This window comes from Stieleria magnilauensis (assembly GCA_007753675.1).
In the GTDB taxonomy this organism is placed as follows: domain Bacteria; phylum Planctomycetota; class Planctomycetia; order Pirellulales; family Pirellulaceae; genus Stieleria; species Stieleria magnilauensis.
Genome location: CP036432.1, coordinates 2,523,715 through 2,543,280, shown reverse-complemented (window position 1 = coordinate 2,543,280; position 19,566 = coordinate 2,523,715). Strand labels below are relative to the sequence as shown.

The 19,566-nt window shown below is 59.6% G+C and carries 9 protein-coding genes; 4 read left to right on the top strand and 5 right to left on the bottom strand.

What is annotated here, in order from left to right:
* Nucleotides 1-331 precede the first annotated feature (331 nt).
* The 3 genes from TBK1r_RS09020 to TBK1r_RS09010 form a co-directional block, all read right to left on the bottom strand.
* Nucleotides 332-1,009 carry a hypothetical protein gene (locus TBK1r_RS09020; RefSeq protein ID WP_145209105.1) on the bottom strand — a complete coding sequence of 226 codons (678 nt, stop codon included), beginning with the start codon at nt 1,007-1,009 and terminating at the stop codon, nt 332-334.
* Nucleotides 1,010-1,421: 412 nt separating this feature from the next.
* Nucleotides 1,422-6,278, bottom strand: a complete 4,857-nt coding sequence (locus TBK1r_RS09015) for an SdrD B-like domain-containing protein (RefSeq protein ID WP_419581152.1) — start codon at nt 6,276-6,278, stop codon at nt 1,422-1,424.
* 135 nt (nt 6,279-6,413) lie between these two features.
* The gene (locus TBK1r_RS09010) at nt 6,414-7,544 is read right to left on the bottom strand and encodes a WD40 repeat domain-containing protein (RefSeq protein WP_145209102.1); all 1,131 of its coding nucleotides are present in this window, start codon (nt 7,542-7,544) and stop codon (nt 6,414-6,416) included.
* A gap of 289 nt (nt 7,545-7,833) precedes the next feature.
* Here TBK1r_RS09010 and TBK1r_RS09005 point away from each other — a divergent pair, with 289 nt between their 5' ends.
* Entirely contained in the window at nt 7,834-8,859 is a 1,026-nt protein-coding gene (locus TBK1r_RS09005) for a TIGR03009 domain-containing protein (protein ID WP_419581151.1), read from the top strand.
* Nucleotides 8,860-9,089: 230 nt separating this feature from the next.
* Here TBK1r_RS09005 and TBK1r_RS09000 read toward each other — a convergent pair whose 3' ends face one another.
* The gene (locus tag TBK1r_RS09000; protein WP_145207138.1) at nt 9,090-10,484 is read right to left on the bottom strand and encodes an IS4 family transposase; all 1,395 of its coding nucleotides are present in this window, start codon (nt 10,482-10,484) and stop codon (nt 9,090-9,092) included.
* Between the two features lie 818 nt (nt 10,485-11,302).
* On the opposite strand from TBK1r_RS09000, the gene tnpA reads away from it, so the two are divergent.
* Nucleotides 11,303-11,869, top strand: a complete 567-nt coding sequence (gene tnpA / locus TBK1r_RS08995) for an IS200/IS605 family transposase (protein ID WP_145209099.1) — start codon at nt 11,303-11,305, stop codon at nt 11,867-11,869.
* Nucleotides 11,870-12,186: 317 nt separating this feature from the next.
* On the opposite strand, the gene smc is transcribed toward tnpA, so the two are convergent.
* Entirely contained in the window at nt 12,187-15,783 is a 3,597-nt protein-coding gene (smc, locus tag TBK1r_RS08990; protein ID WP_145209096.1) for a chromosome segregation protein SMC, read from the bottom strand.
* Between the two features lie 678 nt (nt 15,784-16,461).
* On the opposite strand from smc, the gene TBK1r_RS08985 reads away from it, so the two are divergent.
* Together TBK1r_RS08985 and TBK1r_RS08980 are read left to right on the top strand one after the other, a co-directional pair.
* Complete coding sequence (locus tag TBK1r_RS08985; RefSeq protein ID WP_145209093.1) at nt 16,462-18,381, top strand: tetratricopeptide repeat protein; 1,920 nt, start codon at nt 16,462-16,464, stop codon at nt 18,379-18,381.
* A 13-nt stretch (nt 18,382-18,394) separates the two neighbouring features.
* Complete coding sequence (locus tag TBK1r_RS08980; RefSeq protein ID WP_372898534.1) at nt 18,395-19,501, top strand: MotA/TolQ/ExbB proton channel family protein; 1,107 nt, start codon at nt 18,395-18,397, stop codon at nt 19,499-19,501.
* Nucleotides 19,502-19,566: the final 65 nt, after the last annotated feature.

The following is a 19,566-nucleotide window of genomic DNA, read 5'->3' as shown; positions in this document are numbered from 1 at the left end:
GGCTTCCGCTACGTCCTCGACCCCAAGGCTCAATCTGGACGAAACACTTCAGTCTTCTTCCCAGGCGAACCATCGAAACTAATAACCACGGATGGCAGCGCGAACCCACGGATGACAGGGTGCCAAACATCCGTGGGTTCACGCTGCCATCCGTGGGCACAGTAGTCATTTCACCCCGCCGCACGTGACAGCCTGACCGATTGCCGCCTCCGGGCCTGGATGTGATCAGCCACGCCGGGCGTGTGGAGATCTTGGCCAGTGACGATTGATCGATCACCGGCCATCCACCGGGACGCGTCAATGGGCTGTCGGTGCAAGAAATCGACAGGGCTCAATCGCCGACCAATGCAAAGTCAAACGGCTTGAGTTTGGCGGCGTCTTTTTGCAGTCGGTGCAACCAAACAGACTTCGGCACGCCGTAGTCGTCAAACAGCTCGGGCCGAAACAGAGCCAGGGCGGACGAAGCGACTTCGTGGTTGGCGTGGGCCAACGCCGATTTCTCACTGGTGCGACGGACCAACATCTCGCGCATCGCCGCATTCATCAACCACGTCGTGGTGTCTCGGTGCGTGCACGAGGCACCCTCGCGGACTTCGTCGTAAAACGTCTTGGATCGTTCCGCGTCGATGCTGTATTGAAACGATCGATCCCGATGCACGCTGACGCGGCCGATCAGCCAGTCCGTCCAACGCTCGACCCCGTATCGCAATCGATTCAGACGCACGGTGTCTTCCACGCGGGCACCGCAGGATTCCAAGATGATTTGGGCCACTCGATTGCTGGCTTCGATTTGCCCCAGGTAAATCCCGTGTGTGACCGCGGCCAGACTTTCGTGGCTCTCGTGGTTCTCGGCGCCGTCCGTCGCCGCCGTCTCCGCTCCGATCGCTGCCACGACGCGGGTCAACAGTTCGGACACCAAGATCTCTTCCAGAACCACCCGATGCTCGGACCACCAGTCCGCCAGTCGCCCATAGTTTCCTGCGTTCTTGGCGTCTCGATAACGAGACATCACGCGGTGCCACAGTTCATGTCGGGAACGAGATGCCGTCCAATACCGTATGATCGTTGCGGACGGAACACGCGGCCGCAACTCCAGTAGAGAAGGTCCGTGCTGGGACAGCGTGGCGGCGAGGTCGGCAAGGGTAACGCAATGCATCGGCGGTTGACTGCAATCGAAGGACGAGACGCGAGAGGTGCAGTCTCGCTAATGCAGAATTCGTGCCGAAGCAGACGTTCCATCGTCCGATGCCGGGCAGAACCGACGGAGCTGCATCCGAACCCCAAAACCGCGTTGTTTCCGTCCCACCGACGCGTTGCCTTTTCGCAACACAGGTCGTTCAAAAACCACCGGATTCGGCAGTACTCAGTACTCAGTACTCAGTACTCTGGCTAACAGCTAACAGCTAACAGCTAACAGCTCCTCACCCCGCCCGGTTGTAGTAACCCGGTTCGTCTTTGCCGTCGCCGTCCCAGTCACCGACGATCGGTTGGGCGTCGGCGTCGCCCGGCGGCAGTTCGATTCGCAGGTCATCGGCCGTCATTTTGCCGTTGCCGTCGGAGTCGATGATCCAGGTGTTACCGCGGATCACACCGACTTCATCGATGCCGTCACCATCGAAATCGCCGACGACGGGACGATCACCGGGCTGTCCAAAGTCGAAGGTGGTTTCGCCGGCTTTGCGACGTCCATCGCCTTCGGCATCCAACACCCAGGTGCCGCCGCGGAAGGTTCCGATTTGGTCGATCCCGTCGCCGTTCCAATCACCGGCAACCGGCGTGTCCACGTCTTCGCCGAACTGGAAAACATGGTCGACCGCATCGGCCCGCAACTCACCATCGTTACCCCGCCGCAGCAGCCGCGCGCGATCTTCACCACGCATCTGTGCCGACACCAAGCCGAGCGTCTTGCGGTTTTCCAGGAAGCGTCGCGAACGGTTGGACGGATCCGGCAAGCCGGCATCCAGTTTGACGCGATGAAGGTCGCGTTCCCACTTTCGTCCAAAGATGCCGATGTCGTCTTTGCCATCACCGTCCCAGTCGCCGACGACCGGTTGATCCATCGCCGTCCCCAGCAAGATCCACAGGTCACCCTCGTCCCAGACTCCGTTGCCGTTCAGATCGACGAACCATTGACCTGCGACGTACACCGCGGCTTCGTCATGTCCGTCGCCGTTGAAATCTCCGACCAGCGCGACCGCGTCTTCGGCGCCCAGCGTCATCTGCTTGCTCTCTTGCCGGACTTCGCCCTCGATCGTCAACAACTTCCACGAGCCTTCGGCGTGGTCACCTTCGGACCAATTCTGACTCATTCGCTTCATCGCGACTTCTTTGAATTGGTTACCCGTAGCGACGGTGCCTCGCGGGTAACCGCCATTGATCACGCTCAAGTGCCACGTCACTGCGTCGACTTCGCCGATGAAATGCGGTACCGTTCGCTCTGCGACCTCGCCTGCGGTGAACGAAATCGTTTTCGTGTCAAACGTTTCGATGGGTGGCGGTGGGGCGGAGAGGCGCACCGTTTCCGGGATCGGCAGGATATCGGACGGCGGAGGCAACTCGGGCGGATCGACAGGTGGTTCGACCGGCGGCTCCACCGGTGGCAATACGATTTCGATGACCACTTCGCTGAAATTGTTGTGCTGCGATTCGATTCCGGCACCGACGCTGATCGACAACAACGCGTCAAACGATTGAGTGGCATCGATGGAAGCGATCAGCTGAGCTTGTTCGTCGGTGTACTCATCGGCCGCATTGACCGCCAAACCGCCGGTCGTGCCCGGCGTGTCGATCGAATCGGTGAGTGTCTCGGGTTGAGTTTGGAACAGGGTGTAGGTGCCCGGTCGCAGTCCCGTGAATACGTAAACGCCTTCGCTGTCGGTCATCACGACAGAATGCTCCGACGCGTCCCCGGACAAGAATGCGTCATCGTTCAGTCGGCCACCGTCGGCGTCACGAATCTCAATTCGGACCCCTGCAATCGGCGTGTCGTCGCTGGTGAACACTCCGTCGCGATACTGACGCAGATCCTCCGCCGCGATCGGGTCTTCCGTTTCAATCGCGTCTCCGTCGATGAAAACGAATCCCGAGATCATTGCCGGTGGGACTTCGGGGAAATTGTAATCAGACGCATCGATCCCGCTGCCGATGTTGATCCCCACAATCAAGTCGTCTTCGACGGCAACGCCGCCCTGGTCACCGACCCGTTGGCCGCCGTGAAAGTAGTCCGCCGGCTGCATTTGGCGGACGCTGTAGACACCCGGCGGTAGCTGGTCGAAAACGTAGCGACCTTGCACGTCGGTCGTCGTCGTTCGCAGCGTGACGCCATTTTCATCGATCAGCTTGATGGTCACACCGCCGATCCGATCTTCGTCGGCGTCATGAATCTGGTCCTGGTCGCTGTCACTCCAGACCGTTCCGGACAGCGTGCCCGGCTCGTATTCGCAAAACAGGTAGTCGACCGCGGCCTGGCCCGGTTGCAGCGAAACGGACATCAAGTCGACGCCCAAGACGACACCGCCGGCGCTGCCGAGTTTCTGGCCGCCCTGGAGATAGCCGGCCGGTTGAACTTCAAAGATGCTGTAGTCGCCGCCACGCAGCCCGTCAAAACGGTAGTCGCCGTTTGCGTCGGTGGTGGTCGTCGCGACGCGCGCCCCGCTTGCGTCACGCAGTTCGATCGTGACCCCGGCGAGTCCACGTTCGTCTTCGTCGCGGACGCAATCGCCGTCGCTGTCGACGTGCACCGAACCGGCCAGACTTGTCGGCGGTTCTTCACAGAAATCGTAGTCCGTTGCCACCGTGCCGGATTCCAACTCGATCTCACGGATCAGGTTCTCGCTCGCCACGCCACCTTCGGATCCGGGTTTCGACCCGCCGTCAAAGTAGCCTTCCGGTTGATCTTGCACGACCGTGTAGCGACCGGGCATCAAATCGGAGAATCGATAGATGCCGTCCGCGTTGGTGACCGCCGATGCGACTTCGGTACCGCTCTCATCGAGCAACCGGATCATCACGCCGGCCAAGCCGACTTCGTTTTCATCGCGAACGCAGTCACCATCCAGGTCCGCGTGCACCAGTCCCGAAAGGGATGCGGGCAAGAGTTCGCCGAAATTGTATTCCGTGCCCGACAAGCCTTGCGGAAGATCGATCCTTCGAATCCAGTCGTCCGACGCATCGCCGACCGTGACGCCGTCGACGCGCCCCGCCGAGTCGATTCCATCCAAGAATCCATCCGGTTGTGTTTCGCGGACTTCGTAAACACCCGGTGGCAGGTCGTTGAATTCGTAACGCCCGTCATGGTCGGTCGCCGTCGTCGCAACGATCTGGCCGTCTTCACCGATCAAGGTCACGATCGCACCGCCGATACCGGCTTCGCCGACGTTTCGCCGGCCATCATTGGATTGGTCGTGATAGACATAGCCCGAAAGCGAGACGGGGGCGATTTCACAGAAATTGTATTCCACGCCGACACCGCCTGGCGTCAGCATGATGTTCTGGATCATCGTTCCGTCGTTCGCCGTTCCGCTGTGGATGCCGTCGATGGTGCCGATGTGAGAGGCACCGTCGAGCAGATGCGACGGCGTGTACTGCACAATGCGGTAGGTGCCCGGAGCGACCGAGTCAAAGCTGTAGTGACCCATCGGCGTCGTTGTCACGCGTGAGATCACGTTTCCGTCGGGGGTCTGCAGTTCGACGATCACGCCACCGAGCGGCTCATTGCTCCCCGGTGTGTGGACGCCTTCACAATCCTCGCCCGGCGCGGCCAGAAACACGTAACCCGATAGTTCTCCCAGCGCCAGTTCGCCAAAGTTGTAATCGATGCCGACGTCACCGCCGTCCAAACGAATGTCGCGGATCTGGTCGCCCGGATTCACCGCCGCCCCGACGATCTGCCCGTCGATGGTTCCGGCCGCATCGGTCCCGTCGACAAAATCAACCGGCTGGGTCACCTCGATGATTTCATAAACGCCCGGCGCAAGCCCATCGAACGAATAGGCCCCGGAGGCATCGGTGATCGCGGTGCTAACGGTTTGGGACGCAATCGTATCGATCGGAACCAATCGTACCGTGACGCCCGAGATCCCAGCTTCGCCGGAGTCGCGGACGCCATTGTCATTGTCGTCGCGATACACCGATCCGCCGATCGACGCCGGTGCCGCTTCGGCAAAGTTCATCTCGATCGCGTCGGTATCCCCGAACGGAATTTGAATCGCCGACAAGACATCGACGCTCGTCACCACGCCCGTCGTCTGACCGCCAACCGATCCGGGAACCGCGGCGACGCTGAACAACCCGTCGGGTTGCCGCTGCGCCACACGATATTGCCCCGGCATCAGATTCAGCGATCGCGCAAATTCGTAGCGACCGGAGCTGTCGGTTTGGACTCGGTGTCCGGTGTCCACATAGTGGCCATCCTGACCAGCCGCGAACAGGGCCAATTCGACGTCGGAGAGTCCGATTTCATCGTCTTGCCAGATCGCGTCCAAGTTGTTGTCCAGCCAGACTCCACCGCTGATCGAAACCGGCTTGGGCGTTTGGCTGGTCGTCGCGACCGCCGCCGCGCTACGGTTGGGGCGACTGTCCGGGCCGCTGCCTTCATCCGGCGGCAGATTGAGTCCATGCTGCAGATGGGGCGCGCCGTAATCATTCAAAAAGATCGCGTCGGCGGTAGCGGATTCATAGTGCGGCGCTTCAAACACAGCTTCCAGAATCGAATCCTGAAATTCCTGTCCCGACGTGATGACGTCCAAGCGATCGTTGAAGACGGCCAGATCCAGCGAATTGCGCAGCACTTCGTCGACGTCGAGGGTGAATTCCAATCGATCGCCGGCGCGGAAGTTCTGCAGGTTCAAGACCAACTCTTGCCCGCCATCGGCGACCGTGGCTTCCGCCGTCGCGATACGGCCGTCGAGCGTTTCGATCTTGATGATCTGGAAATGGTGCGCGTTGCTTTTGCCGCGGCCGCCGATTTGGGTGTCAAAGATCGGATCGCCGACGGAGATGCCATCGCCGTCTTTGTCGGTGCGAATCCGCAGTTGCTGCAGCTCGGTGTCCGCGGCGCCTCCGGTGAACGACAGGATAAAACGATCGCCTTTGGAATCGCTGCCCACGTCGTTGTCGGATTCCAGATAGTCCGTTTCCAGATACACGACTCCGACGTGAATCGGATCAGCGGCCAGCAATTCACGTCGCTCCAAGTGCTGTGGCCGAGGCGCACGACGCTTGACTTCCGACGGTTGCTTCCGTGATGAACGGCGAATTCGTTTGGGTTTCCAAATCACGAGCGCGGCACCTCCATGTGCCTGTACGAGTGGAAAAGGGGGCTTTTCCGAGTTTCTGCTCTGGTCACAAGCGGATGATGTCGATGCTTTCGCCGCTCCCCCGGCGTGAAAGACCCGCTCGAGGCGATGTGTGCGTTATCGATCGATCGGGTTGTTGCGTTCGGCGATGCGTTCTCGGCCAGCTTTTAATCCGCCCAGGTCCCATCGTCTCAGTGTTGCGTCATATCCGCCAGAAAACAGAGCGTCGCCGCTGGACGCTAATGCGGCAATCGATCCGGTGTGCCCGCTCAGCTTTTCGACGACACGACCGAGCGTCACGTTGACGATCCGAATCATGTTGTCACTGCCGGCGACGGCCAGGTGTTGGCGGTCCAGGATGCACACCGAAAACAGCTTGCCCGTCGTGACGGCGATACGACCAATCGGCTTTCTAACGTCGGTGTCAAACATTACGACGTAGCCGTCTTCGCCCGCGGTGACGATCACCGGGGACAATCCGTTGAACTTTAAATCGTGAATGCGACCGGTGTGGATCAGATAGTCGTCGATCAGTTTGTTGGTCGCGCGATCAAACAAGTGAAGATCGCCGCTGCGTCCGGCGACCGCCAACAGCTTTCCATCGCCAGAATAGTCCACCGCACGCAGGTCGGTGCAGTCGCATTCCGCCTGCGGTTGGTTCGCACGTTTCGTACGAGTGAACAAGTAAACCTTGTTTTCGAAACCGACCGCGGCGATTTCTCGACCGTCCGGCGAAAACCGAACACAAGCCAGCGCCGGTGTGCCCTGCATCCGTTGGTCCACACCGAAATCTGCGTCGCGATTCCAAATGATCAGTTGCCCATCGTTGCCCGCCGAAACCAACCGATTGCCGGCGGGATCAAAATGCAACGTTTGAATGATGTCCGTGTGCCCCTGCAGCGTCGCGCGGACTTCCAACCGCGCAGTATCCATGATTCGAATCGCATGATCATCGCCTGCGACCGCGATCAACTCGCCTCGTGGATCCGACGCGATCGCTTGGACAATCGTTCTGCCAAAATCCGAACTGACCGCCTTGAGCCGAATGATTTGACTTTCACTCGTCTGTACCAATCGTTCAACCGCCGGTTTTGCCGACAATCCGGCCGCAACCGGGGTCTGCGGTTCGGTCGCCCAACCCGACGGTGCCCAGCGAAAACTTGCCATCGCACCGCCGGCCGCAGCGGTCAGTATCCAACGACGTGACAGACCCGGTTTGACGTCCAAAGAGGCTGTTCGTTTTGACATGTGACTCCCTCCCGCAATCCGGGCGGTCCTGCGTACCTTGCTTTCAAATTCCACTCGCCGGCAAACGCAAACTCTGCGCAGCCCGCTTCTCTTCTGTCATCGGCCATCTATCCCGCCACTCATGACCGGATCAATCGGAATCTCCAAAACCAATTGCTAGCAAGGCCTTGGCGAGTGGCAAAACTGACGGCGCGGGGCAAATCCGACTTTCTGCAGAGCGTCCGGACTTGCTACAACGCCAGCGGCCGCGGACTTTGACGCGGTTCTTGTCGAATGAATTGACCAATCAATGACTCCAAGGATGGTGCCGCTGGCCATGGGAAAGACGTACCAACAAATCAGGAACGGCGAACACGGGATCGGTTGGACGAACCGTTGCCGCGCATTTCGATGGTTCAGTGCAGCAATCATCGGCTGTCTGGTCACCACGCCGATGCTCGTTGCCCAGCAAGCCGGTGCACAGCAGCCGGGAGCCCAGCAAGCGGTCGCCGGTGGCGGCCAACCCGCCGCCGCACAACAGCCGTTCCCTGCTTTGACGCCTCAGCAGCAAGCACAGTTGGACCAGGTGTTATTGGCCTGGCAAACGCAAAGCCAAGGTACCAAGACGCTCGAATGCAAGTTCGAACGCTGGCACTTTGATTTGATGGCCGCCCCCGCGGGAGTCCACGCCCACAAGGCCGAAGGCGAAATCAAATACGCCAACCCGGACAAGGGCTTGTTCCGGGTCGACAGCATGATGTTTTACAAGGGCATGAAGGACGGCAAGCCGCAATACGGCCCGAACCCCAATAAGTTTGGTGAGTATTGGGTCTGCAACGGGGTGGAGTTGATTGAATACGATCGCGGTGAGAAGAAGTGCAACGTGCAAACGCTGCCGCCGGAGATGCAAGGCCAACAGATCTTCAACAGCCCGTTGCCTTTTGTGTTCAACTTGGACGCCCAAAATATCAAGCAGCGCTATTGGTTGACGTTGAAGCCGTCGCCCAAAGCCAACACCTTTTTGATTCAAGCCTGGCCGAAACGGCAGGAAGACCGAGCACAATACAAGATGGTGCAAGTCGTCTTGAGCGCGACGTTCGAGCCCGAAGTCTTGATCATGTACGCGCCGAACTTTCATGAAAAGCTGGCTCCGCAATGGGATCACTACGAGTTCAGTGACGTCAAACGGAACGCCATCGGCGCCGGGTTGCAGCAATTCATGGGCAACTTCATCCCCAAGAAACCGCCGTCCAACTGGGAGATCACCCGCCAGAACTTCCTGCCGCCTCAAATCGCCGAAGGCCAACCGAACGCCCCGACGATCCCGAAGCGATAGCGAGACCTGCGGCCGGGCGAGCCCGATGGGCTGACAGAGTGTTTGCCTGCGCGGACTTCCGCGCGACCAAGCCCGGAGGGCTGAAAGAGTATTCGCCGGCGGGGACGTCCACGCGACCAAACCCGAAGGGCTGACAGAGTGCTTGCCGGAGCGGACTTCCGCGCGACCAAGCCCGGAGGGCTGACAGAGTGTTTGCCGGTGGCGTGAGCCCAATGCCACCTACTTTGTGGTCATTCGGGTGGTATATCATCGGGCTGCTGTTTTTTTCTTCGAAGTGACTTCTGGAATTTCGTTGTCTTTTGGCGCCGCGGGTGGGCTATGCGTGGGTAGCTGCGAGGCAATTTTCGATTGGGAAGTTTGCGGCCCGCTGCGCTCACCAAAGCGCCGTGATAAGCCAGCCTCCATTCCTCCAGGGTCGTAAGCTTTTCACGTAGCAGATGATGCTTGAACGTCGTCCAAACTCCCGTGAAGCTGAGCTCGCGAGGGTCAACTCGAATCAATTTCGCTGCTTGTTTGCGTAGCTGAGCGACAAGATTATAAGCGATGATCGATCCCATTAGCTCCTTCATCACCGTGTCGACACTCTTGGCGCGAATGTTTTCTGTGTCCATCGTCACTTTGACATCGCGGATATCGAACTCCACATCGTAGCGACGAACGTACAGGGCAGCGGCCGAGTGAGCGTCCGTCTCAAGGCTCGTCACGATCTCCAGCGTGTCTCCATTTTCAAGTTCAATTTGGTGGAGAAAGACTTCGATAGACGTGTCTTTACTAAGATCGAGATTGGTTCGGCGGTCCTTCGGTGTCGGCCGCCAAATCAAGTGAAACGTCTTGTACCCGTCCCCTTGGTCGACCAACGTAGCCGACTTGCGGTACGACCTGAATCGCTGTTTGGTCAGCCGCAGCACGAAGTCTTGATGATGTAATTGGCAGTGGTGGGCGACATTAAAAATCCCAAAACCGCTATCAGCCAGAACGATCGAGCGTTTCGGGAGTCGTTCAATAATCGGCTTGGCTTGCTCAAGTTCACTTTTGTTGTCCGCTCCGTACATCGGATCGACTTGCGGCAACAACGCGCACCCGGTCTGCATTTCATTTGCGACCAGCAATCTCGCAATAGGCCAAACCGTCTCTCCGTGTTGGTTGGACGCCGGCGGGAACGCTTTCTGAAGTGCTTCGGTCGGAGGAAGCGTGATCGTCGTCCCATCGATAATGAATACACGTCGATCGAGAAAGGCTTTGGGAGCGCGGGAAGCAAGGTGATCGCAGATTCGATGGGAAAACTCTTCCACGACAGCGAGCGGAATCCTTTTTCTGGCGGCGTTGTAGGCCGAATTGTTTTCGGAAAGGCGATTCTCTTGAACCCTTCGATTGTCAGGCAAAATATCCGTATGATTTTTGAGCAAATCTGCGACGGCATCGGTTAGTGAGATGCCTCCTTCGAGCCGTTGTAAAACGAGTAGCCAGAGGGTCGGGGCCTGCGTATAGACCATCCGCGCGTTGGCACAATCGTGATCTTCAAAGACCCGTTGTAGTTTGGGTAATTCAAGAAGCTCAGCCAGCAACGCTTTGGCTTTGCCAAAGCGAGACTCTTCATCGGCACCGAGTGTCGTCGGGTCGACCATGGCGATTCCCAGTCAGAAAGGCAGTAAGTGTAAACTTACCTGCCAGGCGCAAAAATCGTGCCAAAACCGGGTTTTTGGGACCGCGCCACCCGATAGGGTCCAGAATAGGTGGCATTGGGCGTGAGCCACCGGGGCCAGGCACCGCGCTGCCTGCAGGCCCGGAGGGCCGACACAGTTCCGCGCCGCCATGACTCTGCCGACCCTCCGGGCCTTGAGTATCTACTGGCCACCAGTCCGGTGGCTCACGCCACCGGCATGCACTCTACCGGCCCTCCGGGGCTCAAGCAGCATTATCGCGAAGCCTGTGACTGCATCCCGAAGGACTGCCGATTCCTATGCCCGATCGGCTGAAGCCGTTTTTCTTTTGCGAACCACGATGCAACCAAGCCCGATGGGCTGAATGAGTTTTGCTTGCGCGAACCACCGCGCAGCCAAGCCCAATGGCTGAGAAAGTGTTTGCGTGTGCGGACGACCGCGCTGCAACGCCCGATGGGCTGAAACAGTGCTTGCCGGCGCGGACTTCCGCGCGACCAAGCCCGGAGGGCTGGCAGAGTGTTTGCCGGTGGCGTGAGCCACCGGGGCCAGGCACCGCGCTGCCTGCAGGCCCGGAGGGCCGACAGAGTTCCGCGCCTCCATGACTCTGCCGGCCCTCCGGGCCTTGAGTATCTACTGGTCCCCAGTCCGGTGGCTTACGCCACCGGCATACACTCTACCGACCCTCCGGGCCTTGAGCATCTATTGGCCACCAGTCCGGTGGCTCACGCCACCGGCATACACTCTGCCGGCCCTCCGGGCCTAAGACAGCGGGCCGACTGCGAATGCTTTCATTGATTCGTTCTGCATTTCGTTCGATCGCTGAGTGCTTGTTACCAGATTTGCGCCGCTCTACGATTTTGCTCTCTTCTTCATTCTTCTCTTCAATGAAACGGGGGTGCCCAATGGGCCATCATCAGTTGCTCTATCACATCGTGTTCAGTGTAAAGGAACGACGCCAACTGCTGATCGACAAAGTTCGAGACGATGTGTTTTCGTACATGGCCGGGGTAGCAAACAATCTTGGCGGACATGCTCTAAACGTCAATGGCTTTTACGATCACGCGCACATCCTTGCCCGCATTCCCACCAAGGTCTGTGTTGGCGAATTCGTCGGACGCATCAAGTCAAATACGAGCAAGCACATCAACGAGAACAAGTGGTTGACACGAAAGTTCTACTGGCAAGATGGCTATGGGGCGTTCACCGTGAGTTCATCGATGTGTCAGGCGGTTTATGATTACATCGACAATCAAATGCGACACCATTCAAAGCGCAGTTTTGAAGACGAGTACCTTGCAATGCTGAAAAACCATGGCATTGAATATGATCCTCGCTATGTCTTCGATTGAATCAAGTTGCATGGCAACCAAGCCCGGAGGGCTGACAGAGTGTTTGCCGGTGGCGTGAGCCACCGGGGCCAGGCACCGCGCTGCGTTCAGGCCCGGAGGGCCGACAGAGTCCGTCATGACTCTTCCGGCCCTCCGGGCCTTGAGTATCTACTGGCCACCAGTCCGGTGGCTCACGCCACCGGCATGCACTCTACCGGCCCTCCGGGCCTAAGACAGCCGCCCTCTGGGGCTTAACCAGTCGCTCTCTGGGATGAAACCAGCAGCTCTCTGGGATGAGGACAGCGGTTCTCTGAAATCAAAGCCGGTGAGCCCTTGCCTCACGCCGCTTCGCCTTCGGAGATTTCTCCGTTGTCGCTGACGTCTTCGAAGCGGATCGAGACGCGTTTGCTGACGCCAGACTCTTGCATCGTGACGCCATAGAGCGTGGTCGCGGCGGTCATTGTTTTCTTGCTGTGCGTGACCACCACGAACTTGCTGTGGTCCAAGAATTCGCTCAGCACGGTGACGAATCGACCAATATTCGCTTCGTCAAACGGCGCGTCGACTTCGTCCAGCACACAGAACGGGCTGGGGCGATACTGGAAAATCGACATCAACAACGCGACCGCCGTCAACGCCTTTTCGCCACCAGATAGCAACGAGTTGCTGAAGCTGGGTTTGCCCGGCGGCGTCGCGACGATTTCAACGCCGGCTTCCAACGGGTCTTCAGAATCTTCCAGCACCAGATCCGCGTGCCCGCCGCCGAAGGATTTTCGATACAGCTTTTGAAAGTTCTGGCGGATCGCTTCGAGTGTGTCCAGGAACAAACGACGACTGTCCGCGTTGATCCGGCCGATGATCCGCTGCAGTGAATCTTTCGCTGCGGACAGGTCTTCATATTGGCCGCTCAAATGGTCGTAGCGTTCTTGCAGCCCTTCCAGTTCCGCGAGCGCCTCCATGTTGACGTTGCTGGTGCGTTGCAACTGGTCTCGCAGCCGATTGATCTCCTCATCGATCGCGACCCGGTTTTCAATCTCCGACAGCTCTTCCGGCGGCTCGTCGTTTTCCAGGTCGATTTGATAGTCTTCTTGAATGCGTTCGGCGAGCGACACCAAGCGCAGTTTCGCGGCATCGCGTCGACTGGAGATCGCGTGAACCTCTTCGCTGGCCTTGGCGGCTCCCTTGATCGCTTCGTCACTGGCCTTCGTGATCTCGCGGCTCGCTTCGCGAACCGTTTCCGCGCTGGTTGCCAATTCGTGAAGACCACTTTCCTGGCGATCGCTCTCGACTTTCAACGTGGCCAGTTCTTCCAGCGTTTCGGCGATCCGTTGATTCAATTCGGCCAGCCTGGCGTATCCGGTATCGGCCGCCGTTTGAGCTTCTGCGACCGCGGATTCGCGCTGGACTTGGTCGCGGCGTTGCTGCTGGATCGTTGCGACCAGGGATTCGTGTTTCTGTTCGGCGCGGGCGACTTCGACCGAGACCGTCATGACGGCACCTATCGCTGACTGCAGCGCCTGCTGGGTCTCCGAAAGCGTCTCTTCGATTTCCGCCGCTTCGCTCTCCAGCTTCTCGACCGTCTGGCGATTCTGGACGATTTCCTGCGCCAGTCGCTCGGATTCCGTTTTCGCTTCCGCCTGCTCGGCCTGAGTCGATTCGACTTCCGAGACGATGGCATCGTGTGTCGCTTGAATGCCGGCCAATCGCTCGCCGGCGTGCCTTCGCTCGGCTTCGGCAGCGGCCAGTTCGGTGACCAGGTTGCGATGGGCGATTTCTAAACGGCCCAACTCGCTCGCATGGGTGTCGACGAGTTTGGCCAACTCCGTGATCGCTTCGTCGTTTTCAAAAATCTTAAACGTATAGTGTTCGATTTCTTCGGCGGCCGCAGTCAACTCACTGCGTCGGCTGACCAAGCCCGTTGCCGTCGCCGCTGGTCCGACGACCATCGTGCCGTCACTCTCGAGCACTTCGCCCTTGCGGGTCACGATGCGTTGGCCAGGACCGCTCAACATCTTGACCGTCCGTGCGATTTGCAGATCCTCGACCAACCAAGTCGACGAGAGCAGATGGCTGATCAGTTTGATCTGTTCGGGCGCGCAGTCGATGACACGATCGGCGCGACCGATCACGCCCTGCAAGCCTTCGAGCTGGATGCGGTTTTCTTTTGGCGGCTCGGGCAACAGATCGCTGCGAATGATCCCCACCCGACCGTCGGCTTCGATCTCGCCGTTGCAAATCGCTTCGGCCAAGTCGCCCGAGCGAGCGACCAGGTATTGCGAACGTTCACCGAGTGCGGCGTCAATCATCGGCGCGATTTCGGTGTTCGCCGTCACCAGATCCGCGACCATGCCTTCGATCGAATCGACCAGCGGATGATCAGGCGCGGTCACTTGATCCAGCACGCCGAGCACGCCGCCGGAAACCCCTTCGTTTCGTTGCTGCAGGTCTTCCAGCACCAGGTAGCGTTGACGAATCCCTTCCAGTCGCGTTCTCAAAGCGGCCGTTTCGCCACTGCGGCGGTCCAGTGTGCGGCGATGTTCGTTGGTCTTGACTTCGGCCGCACGCACATCAGCCTTCGCCGTCTCGATGGTCCGCTTCAGCGACTCCACTCGCTTGGTCCACTCGACGTCATCGGACTTAGCAGACTGCAACGACTCGGACGCCTCGGCAACCCGCTTGGTCAGATTCACCAGCAGCCGGCCGTATTCAGACAACCGCGATTGAATGCGTTCCCGACTCGATTCCAGTTCGGCGACCTTGCGCAACGCCGCCAAGTGGTTTCGCTGCGTTGTGTCGCGCTGCTGCACGATCTCATCGGTCTCAACTTGAATCTTGTCGCGTTTCGCCTCGACTTCCGCACTCCGCTGACGGACCGATTCCAAGTCTCGCTCGCTCGCCAGGACGCGCTCGGAAGCATCGGCCAACTCCGCGGCCGCTTTTTGCGCTTGTGATCGCAGCGACCGGACGCGTCGCAAGGACTGAGAAATCGAAAACCGCAGGTCGGACACCGAGGCTTGATCGGCATCTTTACGCCCGTCGAGTGAAGCGACACGGCCCAGCGTCTCTCGTCGTTCGGATTCCAATGCCCGCGCCGAGTCGGCGATTTTTTGCAGCTGTAGATCGGCGGCCTGCCGACGCGTCGTCATCTCTTCGCGTTCGGCCTGCAATTGGCTGAGCCGCTCGCTGGCGACCTGCAGCTCCGCGTCACACTTGGCGACTTCTTCGTTCAGATTGGTCCAATCATTCCACGCCACGACGGTGCGCAGTTCTTTAAGACGTTCGCTGGCTTGGCGATACCGCTCGGCCTTGGTCGCCTGGCTGCGTACGCTTCTCAGCCGCGTGCCGACTTCTTCCACGATGTCGCTCAGCCGCGTCAGGTTGGACTGAACGCGTGCCAGTCGTCGCTCCGCTTCCAGTTTCTTGGCTTTGAAGCGACTGATCCCGGCCGCCTCCTCAAAGATCGCGCGGCGATCCTTGGCGTTGGCCTGTAGCATTCGATCGACCTTCCCCTGCTCGATCAAACTGTAGGCGTCGATCCCGATTCCCGTGCCGCGGATCAAATCCCGCACGTCCTTCAGCCGCACCGATTGCTTGTTGATCAGGTATTCGCTTTCGCCACTGCGGTACACCCGGCGGGTCACGTGGACCTCGGGGGCGTCGACCGGCAGATTGCCGTCGGCGTTGTCGAAAATGATCGTGGCCTCGGCGGCACCCGCTGCGGGGCGGGTCTGCGACCCCTTGAAGATGACGTCCGACATCTCCTTGCCACGGAGACTTTTAGCGCTCTGCGACCCCAGCACCCACTTCATCGCGTCGACGATGTTCGATTTCCCGCTGCCGTTGGGGCCGACGACCACTGTGATCCCGTCGGGGAAATCAAAGCGCGTACGATCCGCGAAGCTTTTGAAGCCGGCGAGTTCGAGAGCTTTGAGCATACGGGAGCAGAGAGAGGAAGTCGGGAAGGTGGGGGAAGCAAACTGCTTGCCAAAGTGGGGTAAGCATCCTGCTTGCCAATCAGGCTGAAACGCAAGCTGGAAGCTTAGACCACGTCGGAAGCTGGGAGCTTAGGGCGCGACGCAAGCTGGGAGCGTACGCCACGTCGGATGCTGGAGCTTATGGCGCGACGCAAGCTGGAAGCGTACGCCACTTTGGATGCTTACGGCACGTGGCCGGATGACCCCTTAAGAGTAGATAAAACGGCGGGATGGGGATAGCTGGTTTGCCGGTAAACCACGGGATCAAGGGGCACCGGAGGCCGAATTCGGCTTGCGACTCGGCAGACTAATTCGGTAACCCCGATTATTCCGATTGTACCGGCAAAAATGCATAGCGAATTCCCCGAAACCGTTCTGAAACGATGCCTGGACATGCGGCCAGGTGACTGCGCTGCGCTTATTCCCAGCGTTCTACGAGGTGTTAGCGGCAGGGCGCAAGCCCTCCGGTCCCTGATCGTTCCCGAAACACCGGAGGGCTCGCGCCCTACCGCTAAAAACTGCTTCACAGCGTTGCCTGCCAGGGGCATGCGCAACCCGTTACAGAGTCACCCTCCCTCAGGGAGGGTCGAGCGCAGCGAGGGGAGGGTTCCCGTCGCCTGGTTCCTGCTCTTGATCCTGTTGACGACGCTTCCGAAGGCGTCCGCTGCCCCCCCGGCAGAAACGCCCCATGCGATTGCACACATCAGGGCCGCCCGCGATCAGGGCGACGTTCAATCCGCGACCGAAATGCTCACCGAACTTGCCGAGCAGTCTGACGCCGACTTCTCGGTGGATTTTGTGCTTTTGGCCCGGGCGGCGAAGGGACAGTTAGACGCCAAGCAGATCGACGAGCTGTATTTGCATGCGGTTCATTCGCTGTCCCGCCAGCAGCCGGATGCTGAGTCGGTCGCCCGGCGTCTGCTGATTCGCACGTCGGCCGCCAATCACTTTGCCGCCACCCATCGAGACGATCAGGTTGCCAAAATTCTGGTCCCGGCCTTCGATGAACTGTACACCGCCGCCGCTCCACCGCCGCCCGCCAACACACTGCAACCGCTGGTCAAGCTCGCGATGCGGGCGGCCTGGTCGGCGCTGAACCAACAGCGTCCTGCTGATGCCGAAGCTCTCTACGGCCGGATCGTCGACTTGGCCACGCGAACCGGCGGCGACGACGCGGTCGGCAGCGATCTCGCCTTGGCGATGCTGGGCTTGGGTTGGGCGACTGCGATGCAGCCCGATCGAATGCCTGTCGCTGCGGATCGACTGCAGCAATTCATCGACGCGTACTCCTCGCACGCCGACGCCGCCAGCGCGGCAGCGATGCGAATTCAATGCCTGCAGAAGGCCGACGAGGAGGCGGCTGTGCTTGCGATTGCGGACCTGCTTCAGCGTTGGCCATCGAGCCACAGCGCCGACCAGATGGTGCTGCAGACGCTTTCGACCGATCCGCCCGACCCGACTTCACCGCTGTGGGATTCCGTCATGCATTGGGTGGTCCAGCAGGGACATCCGCAACAATGGTCGGCGGACTTGATCAGCCGTGCGTTGTTGTTCGCCGGCCCGAAGCTGCCGCCGCCACGCTTCGATGCCTTGCTGAAACGACTGGCGGCCGAAGACAAAACGGGGCAGCGGGTTGCTGTCCTGCTGCACGATTCGACGGAACTGGGCAGCGCCGGGTTTGCCGAACAGATCGCGGCGACGTTGATCTCCGGTGACTTGGTGGATTCAACCCCGATGGCTCGCGAATCGGCTTGCCGCTGGGCGGGCCGAACGGGACGTTGGTCGATGCTGGCATTGGCCGCCGAGTCGACGGGGTTGAACGCAGCAGGTGATCGCAGAAGCGTTCACGTCGATCGATTGTTCGCCGAGGCCCTGACGCAAACCGATCGAGGACAAACGGCCGCCAAGTGGTGGGCTCATGTCGTGGACCATCACGGCGCGACGGATTTTGCGACGTTGCTGCGTTGTGCCGAGTCTGCGGTGGCCCATGCCGACGTCGTCGAAGCCGTGCGAAGACTGGAGCGTGTGAGAGCAGCGTTGGGCGAAGAAGCATCCCAATCGACCGGCGTGCAAGTCGCGTTGGTGGATCTGTTGGCTGGTGATTTGGCCGTCCGGCGAGTCGACTTGACCGGCGCGCGATCGCGTTACGAACGTGTCGTTCGCAGCCCCGACGCAACACCGGCGCTGCGTGGACGTGCCCAATGGATGATCGGCGAAACCCACTTGATGCAGCGTCAGTTTGCCAAAGCGATCGACGACTACCGCAAGGTCGAAGGGCTGGACCCCGGAGGCCCTTATGTGGCGGCATCGCTGGTTCAAGCCGGCAAGTCGTTTGAGCAATTGGGGCTGACACGCGAGGCCGGAGATTGCTACTCAGCACTGTTAGGCCGTTTCGCCGACAGTTCCTACGCGACCGAAGCACGACGCCGGATGGCGGTTTTGCCAGGCGCCGCACGGTCTGCGGCCGGTGGTTCCGGCAACGGAAGCCCGCAGAACGGGTCACCGAACGACTCACCTGACGACGCCGCGTCTTACCCTTCCCCAAGTTTGCGACGCTGATTGACGCCAATCGATGAAACATTCTGACTCAAAAAAACGGTCGTCCCGAAAATCGCGTTCCAAGGTCCAATTGCGACCGGAACGGCGACCGAGGCGACTGGCCGGACTGATCTCTCACATTCTGCCGGTGGTCGTCTTGGCCCTCGGCATGCTGTGGTGGATGTCGACGATTAATTTGGCCCAAGCCCAAACGCAACTCGCCCAAACGCAGCCGCAATTCAGGAACGCTCAGTTCGGCGGCCAGTTTCAACCCAGCCAATACGGCAACCAGCCCCAGTATTCGGCGACTCCGGGGCAGCCCGCGTTTCGCACCGCCATGCAACCCGGCGGACAGGGCCAACCGCAGTCGACGCAGAGCGGTATCCCGGCACTGCCCGCCGAAGGGACTGCGACGGGGCAGATCGGCAGCGACGAAACCGCTGCCGATGACGCCGGTGCGAGTTGGTTTCAAACACCAGCGTTTGTCAGCAAGGTCATGACGGGCGGTTGGTTGATGCTGCCGCTGGCGATCTGCTCGCTGGTCGTCTTGTCACTGTCGTTGGAGCGTCTGATCGCACTGCGCCGCGGTCGCGTGATCCCGCGTCCGTTTGTGCGTCGTTTTACCGAGTGTGTCGAAGACGGCGTGCTCAGTTATGACGAAGCGACGGAGTTGTGCAAAGAGTTTGACTGTCCGGTCAGTGAAGTCTTTCGAGCGGCATTGCGTCGCTGGGGTCGGCCGATGTTTGAAATCGAACAGGCCGTGATGGACGCCGGCGATCGGGTTTCCGATGGGCTGAAAAAATACCTGCGCGTCTTTCACGCGATCAGCAACGTCGCTCCCTTGATCGGTCTGCTGGGCACCGTGATCGGCATGATCGATGCCTTTGAAGTGATCAGCGACCAGAATTCGATCGGACGCCCCGAAACACTCGCCAGCGGAATCAGCATGGCGCTGATGACCACCGCCGGTGGACTTGCCGTCGCCATCCCCGCCTACTTGGCGTACATGTATTTCAGCAGCAAATCCGATCGCTACCTCGGCGAAATCGAAAAACTTTGCCAACGTGTGATCGACTGCATCTCCGCCGAAGGTCTCGAAGACGCCGGATCCCAACGCAACAAAAAACGAAAAGCCGCCTAACAACGTGGGGTAAGCATCCTGCTTTCCAATCAGGCTGAATCGCAAGCTGGAAGCTTACGCCACTT